The sequence below is a fragment of the Acinetobacter sp. CIP A162 genome, assembly GCF_000367905.1.
GTDB lineage: Bacteria > Pseudomonadota > Gammaproteobacteria > Pseudomonadales > Moraxellaceae > Acinetobacter > Acinetobacter lwoffii.
Genome location: NZ_KB849159.1, coordinates 1,592,416 through 1,614,516 on the forward strand (window position 1 = coordinate 1,592,416; position 22,101 = coordinate 1,614,516).

Annotated in this window: 19 protein-coding genes; 12 read left to right on the forward strand and 7 right to left on the reverse strand. The window is 45.0% G+C overall.

Annotated features, from left to right (window positions below; translation table 11 throughout):
- Positions 1-72: 72 nt before the first annotated feature.
- The 5 genes from truA to asd form a co-directional block, all read right to left on the reverse strand.
- Positions 73-870, reverse strand: a complete 798-nt coding sequence (gene truA / locus F995_RS13885; protein WP_004278489.1) for a tRNA pseudouridine(38-40) synthase TruA — start codon at positions 868-870, stop codon at positions 73-75.
- Positions 871-885: 15 nt separating this feature from the next.
- On the reverse strand, positions 886-1,854 hold the full coding sequence (locus tag F995_RS13890) for an asparaginase domain-containing protein (RefSeq protein ID WP_004647388.1): 969 nt from the start codon (positions 1,852-1,854) through the stop codon (positions 886-888).
- Positions 1,855-1,901: 47 nt separating this feature from the next.
- Positions 1,902-3,290 carry a hypothetical protein gene (locus tag F995_RS13895; RefSeq protein ID WP_004647389.1) on the reverse strand — a complete coding sequence of 463 codons (1,389 nt, stop codon included), beginning with the start codon at positions 3,288-3,290 and terminating at the stop codon, positions 1,902-1,904.
- 66 nt (positions 3,291-3,356) lie between these two features.
- On the reverse strand, positions 3,357-4,943 hold the full coding sequence (locus tag F995_RS13900) for a FimV/HubP-related protein (RefSeq protein ID WP_004647390.1): 1,587 nt from the start codon (positions 4,941-4,943) through the stop codon (positions 3,357-3,359).
- A gap of 120 nt (positions 4,944-5,063) precedes the next feature.
- Positions 5,064-6,182: an aspartate-semialdehyde dehydrogenase gene (gene asd / locus F995_RS13905; protein ID WP_004647391.1), complete on the reverse strand. Its 1,119-nt coding sequence runs from the start codon at positions 6,180-6,182 to the stop codon at positions 5,064-5,066.
- Between the two features lie 188 nt (positions 6,183-6,370).
- Between asd and F995_RS13910 the strand changes: the two genes are divergently transcribed.
- On the forward strand, positions 6,371-7,501 hold the full coding sequence (locus tag F995_RS13910) for an endonuclease/exonuclease/phosphatase family protein (RefSeq protein ID WP_004647392.1): 1,131 nt from the start codon (positions 6,371-6,373) through the stop codon (positions 7,499-7,501).
- Positions 7,502-7,824: 323 nt separating this feature from the next.
- Here F995_RS13910 and F995_RS13915 read toward each other — a convergent pair whose 3' ends face one another.
- Together F995_RS13915 and F995_RS13920 are read right to left on the reverse strand one after the other, a co-directional pair.
- A complete protein-coding gene (locus F995_RS13915) occupies positions 7,825-8,760 on the reverse strand; it encodes an LpxL/LpxP family acyltransferase (protein WP_004647394.1) in 936 nt (311 codons plus the stop codon).
- A 107-nt stretch (positions 8,761-8,867) separates the two neighbouring features.
- A complete protein-coding gene (locus F995_RS13920) occupies positions 8,868-10,772 on the reverse strand; it encodes an ATP-binding cassette domain-containing protein (RefSeq protein ID WP_004647395.1) in 1,905 nt (634 codons plus the stop codon).
- A gap of 33 nt (positions 10,773-10,805) precedes the next feature.
- Here F995_RS13920 and F995_RS13925 point away from each other — a divergent pair, with 33 nt between their 5' ends.
- From F995_RS13925 to F995_RS13975, 11 genes are all read left to right on the forward strand, one after another.
- The gene (locus F995_RS13925; RefSeq protein WP_004647396.1) at positions 10,806-11,051 is read left to right on the forward strand and encodes a SlyX family protein; all 246 of its coding nucleotides are present in this window, start codon (positions 10,806-10,808) and stop codon (positions 11,049-11,051) included.
- A 372-nt stretch (positions 11,052-11,423) separates the two neighbouring features.
- On the forward strand, positions 11,424-12,428 hold the full coding sequence (locus tag F995_RS13930) for a hypothetical protein (RefSeq protein ID WP_004647397.1): 1,005 nt from the start codon (positions 11,424-11,426) through the stop codon (positions 12,426-12,428).
- A 70-nt stretch (positions 12,429-12,498) separates the two neighbouring features.
- Positions 12,499-12,948 carry a hypothetical protein gene (locus F995_RS13935; RefSeq protein ID WP_004647398.1) on the forward strand — a complete coding sequence of 150 codons (450 nt, stop codon included), beginning with the start codon at positions 12,499-12,501 and terminating at the stop codon, positions 12,946-12,948.
- A 30-nt stretch (positions 12,949-12,978) separates the two neighbouring features.
- Positions 12,979-15,621, forward strand: coding sequence for a type I DNA topoisomerase (gene topA / locus F995_RS13940; RefSeq protein WP_004647399.1), 2,643 nt, complete (start codon positions 12,979-12,981; stop codon positions 15,619-15,621).
- Between the two features lie 93 nt (positions 15,622-15,714).
- Positions 15,715-16,521, forward strand: coding sequence for an NYN domain-containing protein (locus F995_RS13945; protein WP_016806872.1), 807 nt, complete (start codon positions 15,715-15,717; stop codon positions 16,519-16,521).
- Between the two features lie 5 nt (positions 16,522-16,526).
- Positions 16,527-17,282: a hypothetical protein gene (locus F995_RS13950; RefSeq protein ID WP_004647401.1), complete on the forward strand. Its 756-nt coding sequence runs from the start codon at positions 16,527-16,529 to the stop codon at positions 17,280-17,282.
- Positions 17,283-17,347: 65 nt separating this feature from the next.
- Positions 17,348-18,487 (forward strand): glycerate kinase, encoded by a 1,140-nt coding sequence (locus F995_RS13955; RefSeq protein ID WP_004647402.1) that lies wholly within the window; start codon positions 17,348-17,350, stop codon positions 18,485-18,487.
- Positions 18,488-18,639: 152 nt separating this feature from the next.
- The gene (locus F995_RS13960; RefSeq protein WP_004647403.1) at positions 18,640-20,628 is read left to right on the forward strand and encodes an ATP-dependent helicase; all 1,989 of its coding nucleotides are present in this window, start codon (positions 18,640-18,642) and stop codon (positions 20,626-20,628) included.
- Between the two features lie 83 nt (positions 20,629-20,711).
- Positions 20,712-20,963, forward strand: coding sequence for an RNA recognition motif domain-containing protein (locus F995_RS13965; RefSeq protein ID WP_004647405.1), 252 nt, complete (start codon positions 20,712-20,714; stop codon positions 20,961-20,963).
- A 189-nt stretch (positions 20,964-21,152) separates the two neighbouring features.
- Entirely contained in the window at positions 21,153-21,656 is a 504-nt protein-coding gene (locus F995_RS13970; RefSeq protein ID WP_004647406.1) for a DUF6586 family protein, read from the forward strand.
- Positions 21,657-21,761: 105 nt separating this feature from the next.
- Positions 21,762-22,040, forward strand: coding sequence for a hypothetical protein (locus F995_RS13975; protein WP_004278462.1), 279 nt, complete (start codon positions 21,762-21,764; stop codon positions 22,038-22,040).
- Positions 22,041-22,101: the final 61 nt, after the last annotated feature.

The window sequence follows — 22,101 nt, forward strand, 5'->3', positions numbered from 1 at the left end:
TGGGACAGCAGTGGGAATTCCCCTCCTTTTAGGAGGGGTTAGGGGAGGTAAATATTCTAAAAAATTTAAAAACTATTCCGGCATATTCAGCCAGTGCGGACCTAAGGGTAATTCAGGTAATTCAAACTGCGCCGGATAATCAGCATGAATAAAATACAAACCATCTGCTGGCGCAGTCACACCAGCAGCTTTACGGTCTTCTGCCGCGAAAATATTATCAATATGATCGGCAGCATACATGCCCTGACCAATTTCCAATAAACATCCCATGATATTGCGCACCATATGGTGCAGAAAGCCATCGGCCTGAATATCCAGTACCAGATACTGACCATGCTGAATCAAGCGGCAATGGCTGACATGACGAACGGGCTGATTGGACTGACAGGCTGCGGCGCGGAAGCTTTCAAAGTTATGCGTGCCTTCAAACTTTTTCGCGGCGTATATCATCTGTTCAACATCAAGCGGTGCATAGACATGGGTGACCTGTTTATGCAGCAATGCCGGGCGCACAGGGTGGTTATAGACCACATATCGGTAGCGGCGCGCCTGTGCCTTAAAACGGGCATGGAAGCTGTGATCCATTTCTTTGATCCACTGAATCGAGATGTCTTTAGGGAGTTGGCTATTGCAGCCCATTAGCCAGCCACGTTCAGAACGCACGGCATCCGTATCAAAATGCGCCACCATATTGGTCGCATGTACCCCGGCATCCGTGCGGCCGGCACCATGCAGGCTAATCGGTTGATCGGCAACTTTGCTCAGGACCTTTTCAATGGTTTCCTGTACGCTTGCAACTCCCGGCTGTTGAGTCTGCCATCCCCGATAATGCATCCCACAAAACTCAATTCCCACCGCAAAACGCTGCATAATGACCTCAAAACCTTATTGATCGTACCAATGACGATGCCATTGCTCTACAGTGTCGTATTGTAAATACATTTTCAGGGCTTTTGCATACAGATCCGCATGTCCATAACTTTCATTCAGCAAAATTTTGCAGTGATTCACCCATTCGGCAATGGCATAGCGCTGATCCGTCGCACCAAAAGGCACTTGGGTGGTTAAGACGCAAATACAGCCCTGCTCATAGAGTTGATCAATGAGCGCAATCATGGCGTCATTGACCGCCAGGTTGCCAGTGCCAAAACCTTGCAGAAATAAAAAATGCGGTGGTCGAGCCAAGAGGTTGTTCAGGTTATTCAGCTGCTGGGTCAGATCAACCGGCTGCATCATGATGCTCATACAGTTGAATTTAGCCGCTTTCACAATATCTTTAGCTTCGATCTGATAACACGCTTGACTGGTTTGGATTGCGATATTGGCTTCAAGACCTGCAAAGGCATTTAACTCGGTAGTATGCTGTTTCAGTGCAGTTTGCGCATGTAGCAGCTGATGATGGAATGCCAGATAGACTCCAGCGCTACATTCGCTGATGGAATCTAGTGCAAATTTCAGGTTATCCAGGGCATCACTAAATTCACGCTGTTCATTGCCTTGAGCATTCAGCAACGGATATTGGCTACCGGTCAGCACCACATGCGCCGAGTTTCCAATAAAATGTGCCAGTACTGCACTGGCATAACTCAGCGTATCTGTACCGTGAATAATCACAAAATGCTGGATTTGCCGCGATTGCAATTGCTGAATAAACTGTACCAGTTGCAACCAGTCGGTTGCTGTGCAGGCACTACTGTCCTTAATGGCGGGTGCATGGTGGCATTCTACAAAATACTGCTCTGCAAGTATCTGTTCGAGCTTTGGAATAAATAAATCAGCAGGCATCGGTGCGAGAGGATCCCCCACGCAGCCGAATGTGCCGCCCATATAAATTAATGCAATATTTTTTATCATAAAAAAAGCAGCCAATTATTGACTGCTTTAGTGTAAATCGAAATGCATCAAGATGCGATTTGATTCAGTAATTGCTCGGCGCGTTGTTGTTGCTCAGGAGTATATTCAGCTTCTCGCTCCGCAATGACTTCACGGGCAGCGGCATAGGCACCGAGTTGAATATATTGCTGCGCAAGATCCAGGTTGAGACCTGCTTCATTAACATCCAGTAATTCCGGGAAAGATTGCACCAGCGGATCATGCTGATCTATCGTTGCCTGAGCTGGTGTAGCAGGAAGATCGAAACTCATCGCTGTCGCAGCAGGCGCTTCTGGCGTGGTTTCTAAATGATCTAATTTGAAATCCATGCCTGATAGATTGGTTTGTGACGCTGGTTCTGCCACAGGTGCTGCAGCTGTCAAGCTAGACAGGTCAAACTCAGTCGCTGGCACTGCAGTTTTCTCAGCTGCTGGTACTGGCGTGTCAAGCGAGAAAGAAAAATCTAGAGGTTTGATTTCTTCAGTGGCAGCAGCTGTTTGTGGATGGTTACTTTCTAACTTGAGATCAAAGTCAGCAATTTCATTGCCGCTTATTTTCTTTTCAAAATTTGGCTCTAGAGTGTCACGAGCTGCAGAGGGTGAAACTTCAGTTGTAGTGGTCTCTACTTTAAAAGAATCGAAGTCAAATTGAATTTCATTACTGTTTTTAGCTGGTGTTTCAGTCGGTTCAGCCTGAGGAATACTAGGTGCGGTATTAAAATCTAAACTCTTATTCTCGACAGGCTCAGTCTTCGTTGTGACTGGTGCAGCAGGTGCAGAACTAGGCGTAAAGTTAAACTCAAGAGGTGATGGTTCTTCTTTCGCTGGAGCGATTTCCTGTTGTAATTGCTCGAATGCCAATTCCGTTTTAGTATCCGCAGGCAGCGTAGCTTGATTTAAGGCATCAAAGGCGGTGTTATTGGATACGGGCGTGGCAGGTGTAGCAGTCTGAGTCGATTCTGTAGCTTTTGTTTTTTCGTAAGCCGTTCTCTTTTCTTCAGCTGGGCTGAGTACATCGTCAATGTTGAGTGCACGAATATGATTAATGAGTTGCGTAATCGCAAAATCATCTTTCTGCAAGATATGAATATCTAACAGCAACAGATAAAGTTCGTGTTGGGAATTGTCACGATTCAGCGCCTGATTAATCTGCGCTTCGGCGGCAAAAAAATTACGTTCCTGAATTAGGCCTTCAATTTTCTTGCGTGTTTCTGCCGATAATGGTGTTGCTGATTTTTTTGTGACCCCGACTGGCTCCACTACTTTGGTTCTTTGTGGAGCAGCTTTTGAAGCAGAGCCAGGTTTTTTCGCTTTTACCGTTTTAGTTTTTGCTTTATCTGATTCTTGAGCATCTTGTCGTTTTTTAAAGACAATTAATACGATGATCAATATCACTAATGGAATCACATAAATCAGCATGTTTTACCCCTTGGGGATAGAGTAGTTTAAGTTCGCCTATCCCAATAAATCGTCATGTGTAACTTTTTAATTAATTGGCTTCTTATCTGCTTGTTGGGCTTTGAGCTGTTGTTGTAGCTGGGCCAGACGCGCATTTAATAACTGAATTCTGTGATCCTTCTGATTGAGTGCCAATTCTAATTCAGTTACGTTTCTCTGTAATTTAACGGTTTTTTCTCGGGCTGTCATAACTTTTAATGACAATTCCTTTGATGTTTGATTGCGTTCTGTGTTCTGGTTTGCAGAAACTTGCCCGGAATCGCGCTGGTTCTCAGCCACTAGGCTCATTTCTGCCTGATTCAGGCGGTATTTAGTCTTGCCAGTAGGCTTAGACGGTAGCTCGGTTTGCTTTGCCGCAGTGACTTTAATAGGCGCAGGTGTAGGATGAGTCGTATTTAAGTTCAATGCAGCACCTTTACGTAGACGATTGGCATTTCCTCCAATAAAAGCATGCTCATTGTCTTTTTTAATTTGTTGCATGACTTCATTGACCGGGCGCTGCTGCTGTTGAGCAATTCGTGAGGCAATTCCCCACAGTGACTCATTGGATTGAACTACATAAGTAGGTTGAGTCTGATTCGGAGTTGCTTTGACTGGTGAAGCTTTTGTAGTAACTGGAGCTGGAGTTTTCACCGGATTAGTTGATCCAGTTGATTTTCTGGCTTGTTCCTCAGCAAATTTTTTCACCAATGGATCACTGGAAGCAGTTTGATGATCAGAATGGGACTCTACAGCTTTCTGCATATTTGCTTTATTTGGTGCTGATGCACTTTGATTTGCTGGTATCGTACTGGTTGGTTTGTTTGTAGTCGAGGCTGCTGCAGGAGCCGGCGATGCAAGAGTTGCTTGTGAGGTCCTTACTGAATCTGAAAGCGCCGCTGCAGTTTTAACTGGGGCTTGAGTATCGGGTGGAGTTACAGCCTCGCTTTTCAATACAGGCGCAATCGCTTGAGCCTGAATCGCTGGACTTGATGTCATTCCAGCTGGCGCAAATGCGGTTTTAGGAATGGAGGTGTTCGATAATGCAGGTGGTGCTGTGCGTTGCAATGCCAACGGCTTTTCTAAAACCGGTGGCTTATTTAAGGCTGTGGAAGCTGCTGTACTGTAATGGCTACTTACGGGTAAGTTGAGTGCAATATCTTTTTCACTGACGACGACAACTGGTGCAAGCGGGCGTTCATTCTGTTTGAGACTGGCTTTTAATAAATCGGTTTTAGCTTGTAAGGGCGTACGAATATGTTGCAGCCGTGCGGCATTGCCTTCCTTGATTTTGACAATAATATTCAGCTCGCGCTCTGTCATTGGTCGAGAAGAAGTAATAGTAATGACCCCGGTGCCATTATTGCTACGCCGAGTAAAAAAGTTTAGATGACCAGGCGGCTGATGCGATGCACCAATTGACATTAAATCTTCAGGTGAAGCCAGACTGACTTCAATCGGCAAATTGATATTAGACTGCCGAAAAGTCATTTCTGCATAGAGTAATTCCCCAGGGGCAGACTGAATCTGAACCGGATCTACATTAATCGCATAAATGTTTTGTGAAGCGACAATGGCTAAAATGGCAAGCTTTAATTTGTTATATACAGTCATCTTAATCGTGAGCTCAGTCATTATCGCATAGCGAAAATTATAGATTAACGGGATGTTTGTTTTTTGTAAAATACTTACGCAATAGTTACATAAAAAAGCCGATCAATAAAGATCGGCTTTTGGCTTTATATCCAAAGGATATTAGGCATTTTTATAATCAATCAGAATACGCAGCATACGGCGTAACGGCTCGGCCGCACCCCAAAGCAACTGGTCACCTACAGTGAACGCACCCAGATATTCTTTACCCATATTCAGCTTGCGCAGACGGCCGACTGGAACGCTTAAAGTACCTGTTACAGCAACAGGCGTCAGATCAGTCATGGATGCTTCACGAGTATTTGGAACCACTTTAGACCAGTCATTGGCACGTGCAATGATGTCTTCGATTTCATCCAAAGGTACATCTTTTTTCAATTTCAGGGTTAATGCCTGAGAGTGACAACGCATGGCACCAATACGCACGCAGTGACCATCAATTGGCACGATCTGCTGGTTGCCCAGAATCTTGTTGGTTTCAACCTGACCTTTCCATTCTTCTTTCGACTGGCCGCTTTCCAGTTGCTTGTCGATATAAGGAATGAGTGAACCAGCCAAAGGAACGCCAAAGTTTGCAGACGGGAAGCCTTCACCACGTTGTAATTCAGCAATTCTAGAGTCGATATCCAGAATTGGAGAACGCGGATCATCTAGCAACTCTTTGGTATTGTTATATAAATAACCCATACCATTGATCAGTTCACGCATGTTTTGCGCGCCTGCACCTGAAGCGGCCTGATAGGTCATTGACGTTGCCCATTCCACCAGATTGTTCTGGAACAGACCGCCCAAGCCCATCAGCATCAAGGAAACTGTACAGTTACCACCGACAAAAGTCTTGGTGCCTTTAACCAAACCATCTTTGATCACATGCATGTTGACCGGATCAAGTACGATGATGGCTTCATCATCCATACGTAAGGTTGATGCTGCATCAATCCAGTAACCGTTCCAGCCTTCAGCTTTCAATTTCGGGAAAACTTCAGAGGTATAGTCGCCACCTTGACAGGTAATAATGACATCCATTTGCTTCAGACTGTTAATGTCTGATGCATCCATAAGTGCTGGGGCGGTCTTACCGCCAAATGCCGGCGCTTCACCGCCTGCATTACTGGTAGAGAAATAGAATGGCTCAAAATGAGCAAAATCATTCTCTTCAACCATACGTTGCATAAGGACGGAACCAACCATCCCGCGCCAACCGACCAGACCTACTTTCATGTCACTTTGCCTCGGTGCGTTAAAAAATCAAAAGGGATTCGAGTGTACCAAAAAGGGACTCAACTGCAAGAGCTACACAATCAAAACATCAATATTCTTGAGAGAAATATCTGCTTTATGATACATACAAAATTGATAACGTCATTTTTCTTTTAGAAAAAATAATAACTTAATCAAGAGCGCAGTTTATGATATGGGTTATCCAAATTCTGGCAATCATTGTCATTTGGTTAAGTTTTTGGTCACTGATACCACGCGATGAATGGTGGATTCGGGGTGCGGATTTTCCACGCTTACAAATTCTGGTATTGGGCTTTATCGCCTTTGTGCTGTTCTTGGTTCTGGAGCATCCCTGGAACTGGTTGAATCAGTTACTTTTTGTCGGGCTGATGGCGGCTTTGGCCTATCAGCTGAAAATGGTATTGCCCTATACCTTTGTCTGGAAAAAACAGGTCAAGCAAGTCAAGCAGGATCAAATAGATCCGCAGCGGCAAATCTCATTGATGGTCTGCAATGTTCTGACCACCAATAGCAAATATCATTTACTGATCGAGCAGATCCAGATTCATCAGCCAGATCTGGTGTTAACCCTGGAAACCGATCAAAACTGGCAAAATGCACTCTCAGTGATTGAAGCTGATTATCCTTATCGCGTGCCTGTGCCTTTGGATAATCTGTATGGCATGCATCTATATAGCAAGCTCGAACTGAGTGAAACTGAGGTTAAATTTATTCTGAGTGATGAAATTCCCTCCATTCATACCACGGTAATTTTACGCTCAGGACAACCGGTACAGCTCTACTGTCTGCATCCCAAACCACCCAGTCCGACCGAGGCCAAGGATTCTACCTTGCGTGATGCTGAACTACTGATTGTCGGTGATCAGATTAAAGATCTGGATGAAAGCTGTATCGTCATGGGCGATCTGAATGACGTGGCCTGGTCACGTACCACACGCCTGTTTCAACGCATTAGTGGGCTGCTGGATCCGCGGGTAGGACGTCATTATGTGAATACTTTTCACGCAGATTATCCTTTTTTCCGCTGGTCGCTGGATCACGTCTTTCATAGTACCGATTTTGCCTTGGTACACATGGAGCGTTTACCGCATGTAGGTTCTGACCATTTTCCGGTCTTTCTGGTTTTACAAACCGGTCGGGTATTCGAGCATATTCAGGAAGAATTAGAACAAACTGATAAAGATGAGCAGGAAGCACAAAAAGCCATTGAAGAGGGCATTCAGAAAGCAGAGAAAGAGGAAAAAATAGTCACTGATGAAGTTGCCCTGGCTTATAAAGAAAGGGGCAAAATCTCATAGGTTTTTAGAAGAAAAGTGTACGATATTGCTTACAACAGTTTACGCTTCTTGCGAATGGGCAGGGGTTGGGAATCTGGGTATTCTAGGTTTATCAGCACAGGGAGTCGAGAAAGGATATTCTCATAAGGAAGACGAAGCTGAATGAAAACATCATGGATATGATGCTGAAAGGGAAATCACAAAAAAGCAGAACGAATTATAATATGTGAAAGCACAACCTCATTAACCCGAGTTTTACAGGATGTAGAGCTCGGGTTAAATTATTTCAATTACTTAAACATGATTTTAAGCTATAGCCCTTCAAATTCCGTGATCAAATCGATTTAGTAAATTGATTTATAACCTTCAGGGCGAGTCTTAAAACGGCGGTGGAACCACATATATTGGGTCGGTGCGATGCGCAACTGCTGCTCAATCACCCGGTTCACGCGAGTGGCATCTTCAACTTCATTCTCACTAGGGAAGTTTTCCAGTGCCGGTTCAATGAGCACATGGTAGCGCGGATTGTTAATATCGCCATGACGGTAGAAATATAAAGGAATTGCAGCCGCTTTGGTCATTTTCAGTAAACGGCGATGTGCGGTTACAGTCGCCGCAGGCACGCCAAAAAAAGGTGCCGTCACGCCTTGTTTTAAACCATAATCCTGATCCGGACTGTACCAGATCGCATGGCCATTTTTCAGGTTACGTACCAGACCGCGCATATCATCATGGTCAATCTGATTGGCATAAATTGTGGCGCGACAACGGTAAATCAGCATGTCCAAAAGTGGATTATTCTGCGGACGATAGACCACATCCGGTTCAAAATATTGTGCGCAAAGATAACCACCCGCATCGAGCAAAGTTGAATGCGTGCCTAATAACAGCATGCCTTGGCCTGCGGCTTGTGCTTTCTGAATATGTTCCAAGCCTTCAATACTGACGCGGCCCTGAAACCATTTCGGACTGTACCAGGCATTCAGCGTCTCAAACACCCCCAGCATTTGATCGATAAATACCTGACGGGCATTGTCCTGTACCTGCTTTTCAGACCATTCGGGAAAGCAGACTTCCAGATTACGCAGCGTGGTTTCACGGCGTGATTTCAAGTATTTAAAAGAAAGGTGGCCCAGCAGGGACGCCAGACGATGCTGAATGGCCCAAGGTAAGATCGCCAGAATCATCAGGAAAATAATGCCTAGCCATTTGCCCCAATATTGAGGTAACAGGAATGACCATTGAAATTCACCGGGTTGATATGCAGGCTGAGTACTCATAAAACAATTTAGGGCCAAAAGATTAAATGCAGTCTAACAGAGAAGATTATTGAAATAAAAAAGCATCTGTACGAATACAGATGCTTGAGTAAAAGCTCGGGGAATATTTAGCCGTTACTTAGATTGTCCAGCTCTTCCCAGCGCTCTAATTTTTCCAGTAACAGCTCATCAATTTCGGATAAACGGTTAGAAAGTTTCAGTGCTTTATCAGAATCAGTGACAAATAAAGAGCCATCAGCCAGTTGTGCATTGATCTCGGCCTGCTCTTTTTCCAGCGCTTCCATTTCAGCTGGAAGTTGCTCGAGTGCACGTTGGTCTTTATAACTGAGTTTAACTTTTTTGGCAGCTGCCGGCACAGTCTCGGCTTCTGCTTTGGCCATGGCTTTTTTCACGGCACTTTTTTGGTCAACCACGGTTTGATCCGGACGCTGTTCAAGATAATCCTGATAACCGCCGACATATTCGTCGATATTGCCTTTACCATCAAAGACCCAAGTGGATGTCACCACGTTGTCCATAAAGGCACGGTCATGCGAGATCAACAGTAGGGTGCCTTTGTAGCCACCGAGCATTTCTTCCAGTAACTCTAAGGTCACCATATCCAGATCGTTGGTTGGCTCATCCATCACAATCAGGTTCGATGGTTTCAGCAACAGTTTCGCCAATAAGATACGGTTGCGTTCACCACCAGACAACGCTTTGACTGGAGTACGTGCACGTTCTGGCGAGAACAGGAAGTCCTGTAAATAGCTATAGATATGACGACGGTTACCATTCACATCCACGTGGTCAGAACCTTCAGAAACATTATCTTTGACCGACTTTTCCAGATCCAGTGCATTACGCAGTTGGTCGAAATAGGCTACTTCCAGCTGTGTACCGGTTTTCACCGTGCCGCCATGCTCAAGCTCGCCCAGAATGGCTTTAATCAGTGTGGTTTTACCGACACCGTTATCACCGACCAGACCGATACGGTCACCGCGTAAAACCAGTGCCGAGAAGTTGTTAATGATCGGTGCATTGTCACCGAATTTCACACTCAGGTTCTCAATCTCAAAGACCAGTTTGCCGGAACGGTTGGCATCCTGAGTCGCCATCGCCACTTTACCTTGTTGCGAACGGCGCGCTTTGGATTCTTCACGCAGTGCTTTTAGGGCGCGAACACGACCTTCGTTACGGGTACGGCGTGCTTTGATGCCCTGACGGATCCAGACTTCTTCTTCAGCCAGCTTTTTATCAAACAGCGCATTCTGCTTTTCTTCAGCTTCCATTTGCATGGCTTTGAGTTCTAAGTAACGTGAATAGTTACCTTCATAACTGCGCAATTGACCACGATCCAGCTCGACAATACGGGTGGCAATGCTATCGACAAAGGCACGGTCATGCGAAATGAACAGTAGGGTCAAATTGTTTTGATCGAGCAGGAATTTTTCCAGCCATTCGATACTTTCAACGTCTAAATGGTTCGTCGGTTCATCGAGTAACAGCACATCGGGTTGGGTGAGCAGGGCACGTGCCAGCAAGACACGACGCTTACGACCACCCGACAAATCGGCAAGATCTGCATCTGGGTCCAGACCCATTTTGCTTAAAATCGAATTGACCTTGGTTTCCAGCGCCCAGCCATCGAGCTGGTCCATTTTGTGTTGCAGATTACCCATGCGGTCACAAGCGTCCATATCGCCCAGTACACAGGCTTCACTGGCTGCATGGTAGGCACGCAAAACTTCCGACGCTTCACCGGCACCGTCAGCCACGATATCCGCCACTCGGCCTGAGTCCATCGGTACATCTTGCGCCAGCATCGAAATCGTGATGCCATTTTGTAATGAAACTTCGCCGCTATCCGGCAGTAAACTTCCTTCAATCAGCTTAAGTAAGGTAGACTTACCCTCACCATTACGGCCAATCAAACACACTCGTTCGCCGCGCTCCAAGTTAAAATTCGCGCCGTTGAGCAGGGCGGGTCCACCAAACGCAAGTTGGACATCCCTAAGGGTAATATAGGCCATAATGTTTCCTGAAATCCCCAATGAGGACTTTAAATGACTAAACAACAAAATCTAAATGATCAGGCGTCATTTTCCGCACCCATTGAAGATTTGCAAGTGCGAATTGCATTTTTAGACGATTTAGTTGAACAGTTGAATGATCAGGTGGCCAAACAGACCCTGGAAATTGCTGATCTGAAAAAGCAAATGATGCTGTTATATCAACGTGTTGAGTCTTCAGATCTGTCTGAAGGCATTGTAGAATTTGATCCGGTTGCAGATCGCCCACCGCATTATTAATTTGCAACCAATGATTTAATCAACAACAACCCTTAGCTGATCTAAGGGTTTTTTATTGAAAAATAAAAATGAGCCAATCGATAAGATGTTAAAAAGAGAAATATTATTTTTTTGAATTGGCTTTTAAATTGCATTAAATCCGCATATAAAAGAAAAGTAATAAAGCGCAGCGCGATCATCAAGTTTAAAAGAGTTTTTCTGCTGAAAACAAACATTCGCGCTCGTAAACAGATTTCTTGCAGGCATTTCATAAAATGCAGTTTGGCCCTCTGCCGAAACAGGCCTGCACCCATTCAGTCGTAAAATTATTTGACCTTTCACTCACTTCCTACTCTAATACCGGCTCTCAGGTACATTCCGGAATTGCGTCCCATGCACCCAAAAGTTGTTCTACTCGACCTCGAAAATAATTTCCCCACAGCCAAGTTAATGCGTGAGATTGTGGCGCATTATTCGACTTTATATCTGTTTAGCTGTGCTGGAAAATTTGAATTCTCCTTAGAGGATTTAACCGAGCTTGCCGGCTGGGTTAGCAGTGGTCAGGTGGTGGTACTGGACACGCCTGAATCGCCACAAAAAGAATATGAATATGCGGTCATTGTCGGTCAGCTTATGGCGCTACTGGAGCCGGAAACCGAGGTTAAATTGATCTCGGCGATGGACAGTTGCGAAATGTTGCAACAGATGCTGCAAACTTCTGATATTACGTGTCACCTGATTCAGATTCAGCCTGATGAGACAAACATTCCAACCGATCAACCTAAAAATCATCTTCCGAGTCTGGATACCATCAAGAACAAACCTGCCTTGCAACTGGTGAAAAAATACTGTGATGCGTTAGGGAAAATGAGCGGCAAACCGAATACGGTGGAAACCCTAAAAAACTCAGTGGCGAATATTCTGCAAGTGATGCCGGTAAAAGCTCAGCATGTGGTCGGCATGTTGATTAACCTGAAAATCGTCAAACGCTATGATGAGCAAATCAGCTTCCGCAAAAAAGTTTTGAAACAATGGCTGCAACTCAATCTGGATGAACAAAGCCCGGTTGAAAATCCAAAACTGGATCAGGTCATTTCCCAACTGAAGGCAGAAGAAGCTCCAGTTGAATCTGAAATACTCAGGTCACCAATCCAGTCGGCACAGCAAGACCTGTTCAAAAACTTTGGCCGGATCGATCCGGTACAACTGGAAGTGGCACGTAAACTACGTGAATTGCAGGGCAATAAACCCAAAGACATTTATGAGCTGCGTGATTTACTGGAACAGTTATTTCCGAAATCGGACATTCGCTTGCTGCTGAAAGAGCTGATCGAGAAAGGTTATATTTACTGGAATGGTCACGAAATTTTATATAGTCATGAAATGTTCCTGAATTAATTTTATCGTGCAAACTTGCGTTTTATATTGTGCTTATGCAACTCTAATAATAGAACATAAAGGTTGAACTATGGAAAACACTGGAATCTGGGTGACGGTGGTCATCATCATTTTCGTCATAGGGTCGATTTTCGGGTTACGTGTAAGTCCCCGAGAAAAAGCCTTGGGGCTGATGCGTGATAAAGCCCGTAAAATGGGTTTGCATCCACGTCTGGTGGTGGCACCGGACTGGACCAAAATTCCCAAGGCGACTGAAAGTCGTGCCAGTATGGTCGCATACTACAGTGTGCTGATGCCAGATGCGCGTTTACCCTTGATGCGCGCCCGTGTTGTCGATAATAAACTCGAAATCGTGCAGGGTGATGAGAAATTTAAAGATTTTCCCATTGCATTAAAAGGCATTTATGCTATTGATATGCAGGCCAACTGTGTCGGTATGTATTGGGATGAAGAAGCTGATTTAAGAGCGACCCAACTCGACGACATCAAAGCGCTGTTACACGCTTTGGCTGAACTTTAATTTAGAAATAAACAGGATTAACGGTTAATTATGGCGAACGCTCCTCGGTCCACATCAAAAAGCAGCACAGCGAAGTCTCCCGACGCTGGAAGCAAGCGTGCCCTAGTGATTGTGGAGTCGCCTGCAAAAGCGAAAACAATCAATAAGTACCTTGGTCCGAACTACATCGTAAAATCATCAGTGGGTCATGTGCGTGACTTGCCGACTGGCGGTTCTGCAAAATCGACAGAGAAAAAACCGGCGACACGTACCAAACTGACGGATGCAGAAAAAGCTGAAAAATCACAGAATGCGTTAATTAACCGCATGGGTGTCGATCCGGAACATGACTGGAAAGCCAAATACGAAGTCCTTCCTGGCAAAGAACATGTAGTTGCCGAACTGAAAAAACTGGCATCGCAAGTCGATGAAGTCTATCTGGCAACGGATATGGACAGGGAAGGGGAAGCGATTGCCTGGCATTTAAAAGAAGTCATCGGCGGTGATGATTCGCGTTATCAGCGTGTGGTCTTCAACGAAATTACCAAAAACGCGATTCAGGATGCCTTTAAGCATCCGTCACGTCTGGATACCAATAAAGTCAATGCGCAGCAGGCACGCCGTTTCCTGGATCGTGTCGTGGGTTTTATGATTTCGCCATTGCTTTGGGAAAAGATTGCCCGTGGCCTGTCAGCCGGTCGTGTACAGTCGGTTGCGGTGAAACTGGTGGTTGAACGCGAACGTGAAATTCGGGCCTTTATTCCTGAAGAATACTGGCAGGTGTTTGCCGATACCAAATCGAAAAAAGATGACATCCGTCTGGAAGCAGTCAAGCAAAATGGCAAGACTTTAAAGCTTCGTAATAAAGACGAAACGGATGCACTGTTAAACCTGATTAAAGATGCGGATTATACCGTTTCTGCCCGTGAAGATAAGCCAACCAAAGTCAATCCAAGCGCGCCCTATATCACGTCAACGTTGCAACAGGCGGCCAGTACCCGTCTCGGTTTTTCTGTGAAGAAAACCATGATGCTGGCACAGCGCCTGTATGAAGCCGGTTTCATTACCTATATGCGTACCGACTCGACCTTCCTGAGTGATGATGCGGTAAGCATGGTCCGTGGCCATATCGAATCAGAATTTGGTGAGAAGTACCTGCCGGCCAAACCAAACCGCTATGGCAATAAAGCCGGTGCGCAAGAAGCGCATGAGGCGATTCGTCCATCTATGGTTGGCTTAAAAGGCGACAGTCTGGTGGGTGTTGAGCGTGATGCACAGCGCCTCTATGACTTGATCTGGCGCCAGTTTGTTGCTTGTCAGATGACTCCGGCAGAATATCTGTCTTCTACCATTTTGGTGGATGCCAATGGCGTAGAACTGAAAGCCAAAGGCCGTACCTTGGTCTTTGATGGCTTTACCCGCGTGCGTGGTGCCAATAAAGCCGATGACGATATTTTATTGCCTGCGGTCAAAGTCGGTGAAGTGCTTAAACTTGAGAAACTTGATCCATCTCAACATTTCACCAAGCCACCAGCTCGTTTTACTGAAGCCTCACTGGTCAAAGAACTCGAGAAAAAAGGCATTGGCCGTCCATCGACCTATGCTGCGATTATCTCGACCATTCAGGATCGTGGTTATGTGAAACTGGATAACCGTCGTCTCTATGCCGAGAAGATGGGTGAGATCGTTACCGATCGTCTGGATGAAAATTTTAGTAATCTGATGAACTATGCCTTTACCGCAGATCTTGAAGGTCAGCTGGATAAAGTAGCAGATGGTGAGCGTAACTGGAAAGAGTTATTAGACAGCTTCTATGGCGATTTTAAGCAACGTTTGACTACGGCGCAAGGCGAGAACGGTATGCGCCGTAATCAGCCTGTAGAAGTGGATGCAGTACACTGTAAAGAATGTGACCGTCCAATGCAGATTCGTACCGGAACCACAGGCGTATTCTTGGGTTGTTCAGGCTATAACCTACCGCCGAAAGAGCGTTGTAAAGGAACCTTGAACCTGACACCAGTTGAGTCTCTGGCTGCATTATCTGATGATGAGGCTGCGGAAACTGCTGACCTGATGTCGAAGAAGCGTTGTCCGATCTGTGAAACTGCCATGGACAGCTATGTGATTGATGGCGGCCGTAAACTGCATATCTGTGGGAATAACCCGGACTGTAGTGGTTTTGAACTTGAAGAAGGTGAGTTCAAAATTAAAGGCTATGATGGCCCGAGTATCCCATGCGACAAGTGTGATGGTGAAATGCAGCTGAAGACGGGTCGTTTTGGTCCGTATTTTGCCTGTACCAGCTGTGACAATACCCGTAAAGTCTTAAAGAGCGGTCAGCCTGCGCCTCCACGTGTGGATCCGATCAAGATGGAGCATTTACGTTCTGCCAAGCATGACGATTTCTTTGTACTGCGTGACGGTGCAGCCGGTTTATTCCTGGCGGCAAGCAAGTTCCCGAAAGTGCGTGAAACCCGTGCACCGAAAGTGGCCGAGATTCGTTCTGTTGCCGACCAGCTTGATCCAAAGTATCAGTTTATCTTGCAGGCACCTGATGTGGACCCGGAAGGGAATCCAACTCTGGTAAAATTTAGCCGTAAGAACCAGTCACAATATATTGGTTCGGAAACTGCAGAAGGTAAGCAAACCAAATGGTCTCTGGTTTATCAGGACGGGAAATGGGTTGAAGCCTAAACTCTAAGATTCAAAAAAATGCTGACGAAAGTCGGCATTTTTTATGTCAGAATCATTTATACAAAAAATTAAAAATAATATTTTGGGGTGGATGTGGATATTCAGACAAAAAAATTCGCTGTATTAATCGATGCGGATAATTCTTCTATCAACGCGATTTCATTAGTGTTGGAAGAAGTTGCGAAATATGGAATTGCCAGTGTCAAACGTGTGTATGGGGACTGGAGCAGCGAAACGTTAAAGAAATGGCGAGATGTACTCCTTCCTCATGCCATCACTCCGGTACAACAATTCGCTTATACCAAGGGTAAAGATGCGACGGATATGATCCTGATCATTGATGCTATGGATTTACTTTATGCAGGTGCATTAGATGGATTTTGTATTGTATCCAGTGATAGTGATTTCACGCCCTTAGCTTCACGTATTCGTGAAAATGGTCTAACTGTGTATGGCTTTGGCAAAAAAGCTACACCTGAAGCATTTAAGAAAGCCTGTGACAAGTTCATTTATATCGAAAATTTACTTGTAGATAGTGAAATCAAGCAACAGGAAGATGATGAACTTTCTAATGTTTCCCAAAAGAAAGTATTAAGCTCTGACAAATCTCTTGATCATAAAATTTTGCCTCAGCCTAAGGAAAATTCGAATCTTCCTGAAACGATGGATCGAGCTACGCTGAATCTGATTTATAAAGCTGTAAAAGATAATGCCGATGATAATGGATGGGCGAATTTAGGGATGGTCGGGCAGTATATCAGTGCAGTAAAGCCTGATTTTGACTCTCGTAACTATGGTAGAGCCAAATTGTCAGGATTAATAAAAACTTTAAATTTATTTGAAACAAAAATAGAAATGAGTCAGATGTATTTAAGAAAAATGAAAAAGCAGAGTGTGTAATCGATATGTGGAAAAAGATTCGGATTCTGATTTTATTAATCATCTTATTGATTGTCGCGGTCAATGCCTATCGTGATCAAAACCAGAACTGGTCAAAGCCGATTATTGTGTTGCTGCATCCGATTAATGCCGATGGATTACCGACCACACAGCAATATATCCAGCAACTGTCAGCTCAGGACCTGAATGGAGCGCGGGAATATCTGGAAAAAGCAGCTCAGCAGTATCGTGGACAGCCGACTTATTTTTATTTTAATTTAGGCCGTGAGCTTCAAGTTCTACCACCCAAAGTCCCTGAGCAAGACTCGCTCATCGATACAGTTTTATGGAGTTTAAAATTCCGGTTCTATGCTTGGAAACAGCGACAGAGTTCAGACCCTTCAGCTAATGTGACTTTATTTTTAAATTACTATGATCCTGTGCAGACCAAGCAATTGAAACATTCCACTGCCTTGCAAAAAGGCCGGATTGGTTCGATAAATCTATTTGCATCCAAACAACAAACTGAACAGAATAAAATTGTATTGGTGCATGAATTGCTGCATGCCTTTGGCGCTTCGGATAAATATGATTTAGCGACAGGTCAACCGATTTATCCGCTGGGTTATGCATTTCCAGATCAGCAACCCTTATTTCCGCAAACCAAGGCGGAGCTGATGGCAGGACATATTCCACTGTCTCAAACCACCAGTAAAATGCCAGAATCTTTAAATCAAACCTTGATTAATGAGATAACTGCAATTGAACTGGGCTGGAAATAAAGACTTGTGGATAGTGCTGGATTTATCCACAATTTAGACTTCATTTGTGGATAAAAGATCACACCATGCCGCTCACCTTTGTGCTTGCTCCTGACTCGTTTAAAGAAAGCATGTCTGCTGCGCAGGCTTGTCAGGCCATGCAACGCGGTATTCAGAACGTCATTCCGGATGCCAATATTATTCATGTGCCAATGGCTGATGGCGGTGAAGGCACGGTCGATGCACTGATTTCAAGCTTGAAGGGGGAAAGTATTGCATGTGAGGTGACCGGGCCATTATCTGAGCAACGTATCCAGACCTATTGGGGGATGGTTGATGCAGGCCAGACTGCCGTGATTGAAATGGCCAAAGCCAATGGCATACATTTGCTTGCAGCAGAAAAGCGTAACCCGATGCTGACTACAACCTATGGCACAGGAGAAATGATCAAACGGGCGCTGGACTTGGGAGTGAAAAAAATCATTGTCGGTTTAGGTGGCAGTGTCACCAATGATGCGGGTGCGGGCATGGCGCAAGCATTGGGTGTGCGGTTTTTAAATCATGCGGGAGAGTCAATTCAGGTCTGTGGTGGAAACTTAGAACTGGTCAAATCAATGGATCTATCCGAACTGGATCCACGTTTAGCAGATACTGAAATACTCATTGCATCGGATGTCAATAATCCGTTGTGTGGGCCAAGTGGTGCCTCTTATATCTTTGGCCCACAGAAAGGGGCAATGCCTGAAATGGTCAAGCAACTGGATCAAAACTTTGGGTATTTTGCCGATGTAGTCGCTGGGCAGTTTGGCCGTGATTATCGTCATGTTGCAGGGGCTGGTGCTGCCGGTGGACTGGGTTTTGGTTTAATGGCATTCACTGCTGCCTCTATTCGGTCCGGGGTGGAACTGATGATTGAACAGGTTCAACTGAATGAGAAAATAGCGCAAGCAGATTATGTCCTGACCGGTGAAGGTAAAATTGATAGTCAAACATCTTTGGGCAAAACCCCTTTTGGGGTAGCACAGCTCGCCAGGCAATTTAATAAACCGGTAATCGCTTTTGCTGGTCTAATCGGTGAAGGAATTGAGGATCTGTTTGAGTCAGGATTTAGCCAGATTATTGGTATTAATCCACCAGATTGTCCTTTAGAAGAAGCCTTAAAAAATGCAGAAATGAACTTGGAGAAAGCTGTCGCTGAGATAGTTAAAAATCTTTTGACAGAGTGAAAGTATTTCTCTCTCCTGCAATCCAGCACGCCCTGTCGTTAGCTAATATCAAATCAGGAAATAAAATTGGAGACAGTTTCAGGACAACTGAAAAGCCATAATTCTGGAAGCGATCTGTTAAACTACATACATCCACAAAATGATGAGTGAAAATGAGTTTAGCCACCCTGATTGATGAATTAAATCCCCAACAAAAGCAAGCAGCGACCACAGAAGCAAAACACAGTTTGGTGCTGGCCGGGGCAGGTTGTGGCAAAACCAAAACCATCGTGGCACGCGCAGCTTACTTGATTGAGCAGGGTGTGCCTGCCAACCAGATTCAGATTCTGACCTTTACCCGCCGGGCTGCCAGTGAAATTGTGGCGCGTGTCGAACTGGCACTTGGTGAAGAAGCCAAGGGACTGCGGGCCTCGACCTTTCATACCTTCTGTATGTATCTGCTGCGCCGTATTCCGAAAGCTTTTGGTCTGGAACAGTTTTCGATTATTGATCGTGATGATCAGCTGATGATGTTCCGCCTGATTCGCGGTCGTGATGACAAGAAAAATCCCAATCATCTGCCTAAGCCTCAGGAATTATGTGATCTGTATTCTTTTGCACGGAATACCCGGCAAAAGCTCAGTCTAACACTGGAAAAACAGATGCCTGAATATCTGGCTCTCAAAGACCAGATTGCTGAAATCATGAAAGAATATGAAGCACGTAAGCAGGCACGCAGCTTTCTGGACTATGACGATATTCTGGCGGTAGTGGCTACGGCGCTGGCACAGTCCGAAGGTCTGGTCGACTATGTCGCTTGGATCTGTCGGCATATGTTGGTCGATGAAATGCAGGATACTAATCCATTGCAATGGGCTTTGCTGGAGCCACTTAAAGACCGGATCAGCCTGTTCTGTGTCGGTGATGATGCGCAGTCGATTTATGGCTTTCGTGGTGCAGACTTTGAAAATATTCACCATTTCAAAGAACGTGTGCCAGATGCGCAGATTTTCAAATTAGAAAAAAACTACCGCTCGACCCAGGAAATTCTCGATCTGTCTAACTGGCTGCTGGATCAGTCTGAAATCAAATATGACAAACGTCTGGAAGCGTATCGCGGAGAAGGTGTTAAGCCGCGCATGCATATTTTCCCGAATGAATTTGATGAAGCCAAATGGATCGCGATTGATATTAAAGAGCGTCATTATCTGCAAGGTAGTAAGTGGGGCGAGCATATGGTCTTGGTACGCTCCAGTTTTGCCGCGCGGCATATTGAAGCGGCCTGTATTGCAGCCAATGTACCCTATCGCTTTATTGGTGGCATGAAGCTGCTGGAAACGGCGCATGTCAAAGATTTGCTCAGCATGCTGCGGGTGGTGGCCAATCCACTAGATGATATTGCCTGGATGCGTTTCTTAACCCTGTGGAATGGTGTGGGTGATGTTGGTGCTAGCAAGCTATCGCAGCAATTATTGGCTGAACCGGAAATGGATCAGATTGCAAAGAAATTAGAACAGTTTGGCAAGATACCGCTAGAGACTATTCTGATCATGCAGCAGATGAGTGTGCTCAAAGGCGAAGTGCAAACCTGTGTCGGTCTGGCGATTCAGGTGATTGAATCTCAATTGGCAGAAAACTATAAAAAGGATTGGCCACGTCGCCAAAGTGATTTTGAACTGGTCAAACAGCTGGCGTCCAAGCATTCACAGCTGAGTGAATTTTTAGAGGAATATGTACTGGATCCAGTGTCAATCTCGGAAATTGAACGCCAATCGGATCACGATGTGGTGACCTTAATCACCATTCACTCGGCAAAAGGCACCGAACAAAATGTCTGTTATGTGGCCAATGTCACGCCGGGCAATTATCCGCATGCGCGTGCTCAAGGCGACTTTGATGATGTCGAAGAAGAGCGTCGTGTGCTGTATGTGGCGCTGACCCGGGCGAAAAATGAATTGATTCTGACCAAACAGAACCTGAATCATTGGGCGCGGGAAACGGTCGATGAGCAGGGACGTAAAGTCGAAAGCTATTTCCTGAATGATCTCACCCGGCATTTATGCACCACGGAAACCCATTACAAGACCCGGCAGCAAACTGTAAAAAGTGCCCTGATTGAACGCAAGTCGATTAATTTAGATTTTGGGATTGATCTCGATTAAACTATAGCAAAGTTGTTTCATGCAAAAAGTAGAGTAGGCGCGTGCTTTTTGATATTTTTTGCCTATCTTCTTAAGGTTGTAAGATGAAAATTTTAGTTCGTAATTTAGAACGTACGGTCACAGAAGCCGAATTGCTGAAACTGTTCCAGGAATATGGCACAGTGGAGACCTGTACTTTGGTGCTTGATGCATCAACAGGCAAATCAAAAGGTTTTGCTTTTGTAGAAATGCCACATGGCCGTGAAGCAGTCAAAGCCATTAAAGGCCTGAATACTTTGCGCCTGCACGGACATGGGATCCGCGTGAAAGCCGCAGAAGATAAGCCTCAGGCTTAAACTCAAAAAAGGAGCACTGGATAGGCTCCTTTTTTATGGCTGAAATTTATTATCGCTTTAATTAGTGAGCTCAATGCTCTGAATTTCAGTGCTGGATGGATTCAGCCTAAACATCTTTTGATTGCGAAATGCAGACGAACCTTTTACTTTATAAAAGCCAAAATTTGTTTTAAACCTTAGGAAATCTCGATGACCCGTGTTGCTCGCTATCATGCGGACCGTACCAATCAAAAACTGTATTTTGCCCGCCTTTCCTGCCAGCAAGCAGAGCAAACTGAACATGTACAACAGGCTCAGGCGCAACGTGAAGCAACTGTGTTTCATTTGCATGGTGCTTTGTTAGCATTTTTACAGGAACTGGTACGTTACTATCGCCTGAATGATCCTCATCCGACCTTAAAATCGATCGAAGAACTGATGGCGGCCAAAGGCCAAATTTCGCCAGAAGTGGCGGTGCTGCAACATTTATCCAAGAGCGGTTTCATTGCTGAACTGAAGCGCGCCTATCGTTTATGCCAGTATGCGCCGGAACCGAGTGCACCACAGCCTGAAGACGAAACTTCTTCAAATCTCATCATTAAAGTCACACAGACACCACAAGCGTGGTTACCTGATACTGCTATATTGAGAGAGTGGCATCGTGACCTGACCCAATTAATTGATGGTTTTCGTAATGAGATGATTGAATTTTAATCGGATCGGCTGTACTTGAAATTGCAATTTTTAACCCTATATCAATTACTCTAATGATGCAAAGTGCACCCGGCGCTTTGCCACCATGTTGAACATGGAGGATATATGTCTATAGAACAGTTGAAAGATTTATTTGGTAATCAAGACGCGATTTTAGAACTCGTTCAACTTGAAGGTGGCGCGTTGGCTTTACGCAATGCAGGCTCACATAAACAGCCTTTGGTCATGATTCAATTTAATGATGAGGTGAAAGCTCTACTTGGAGAGCAGACGCCCGTGATTGCGCAACAGATGATTCAGGCAGCACTCTATGGTTTGCTGGAACAGCAGGTCAATGAATGGCAGGCTGAAGTTGTGGATGAAGAACCAAAGTATATGAGTTAATCGTTGAAATTTATTTAGAAAGCACACTATCGGTGTGCTTTTTGAGTGTTATAGGTTATTA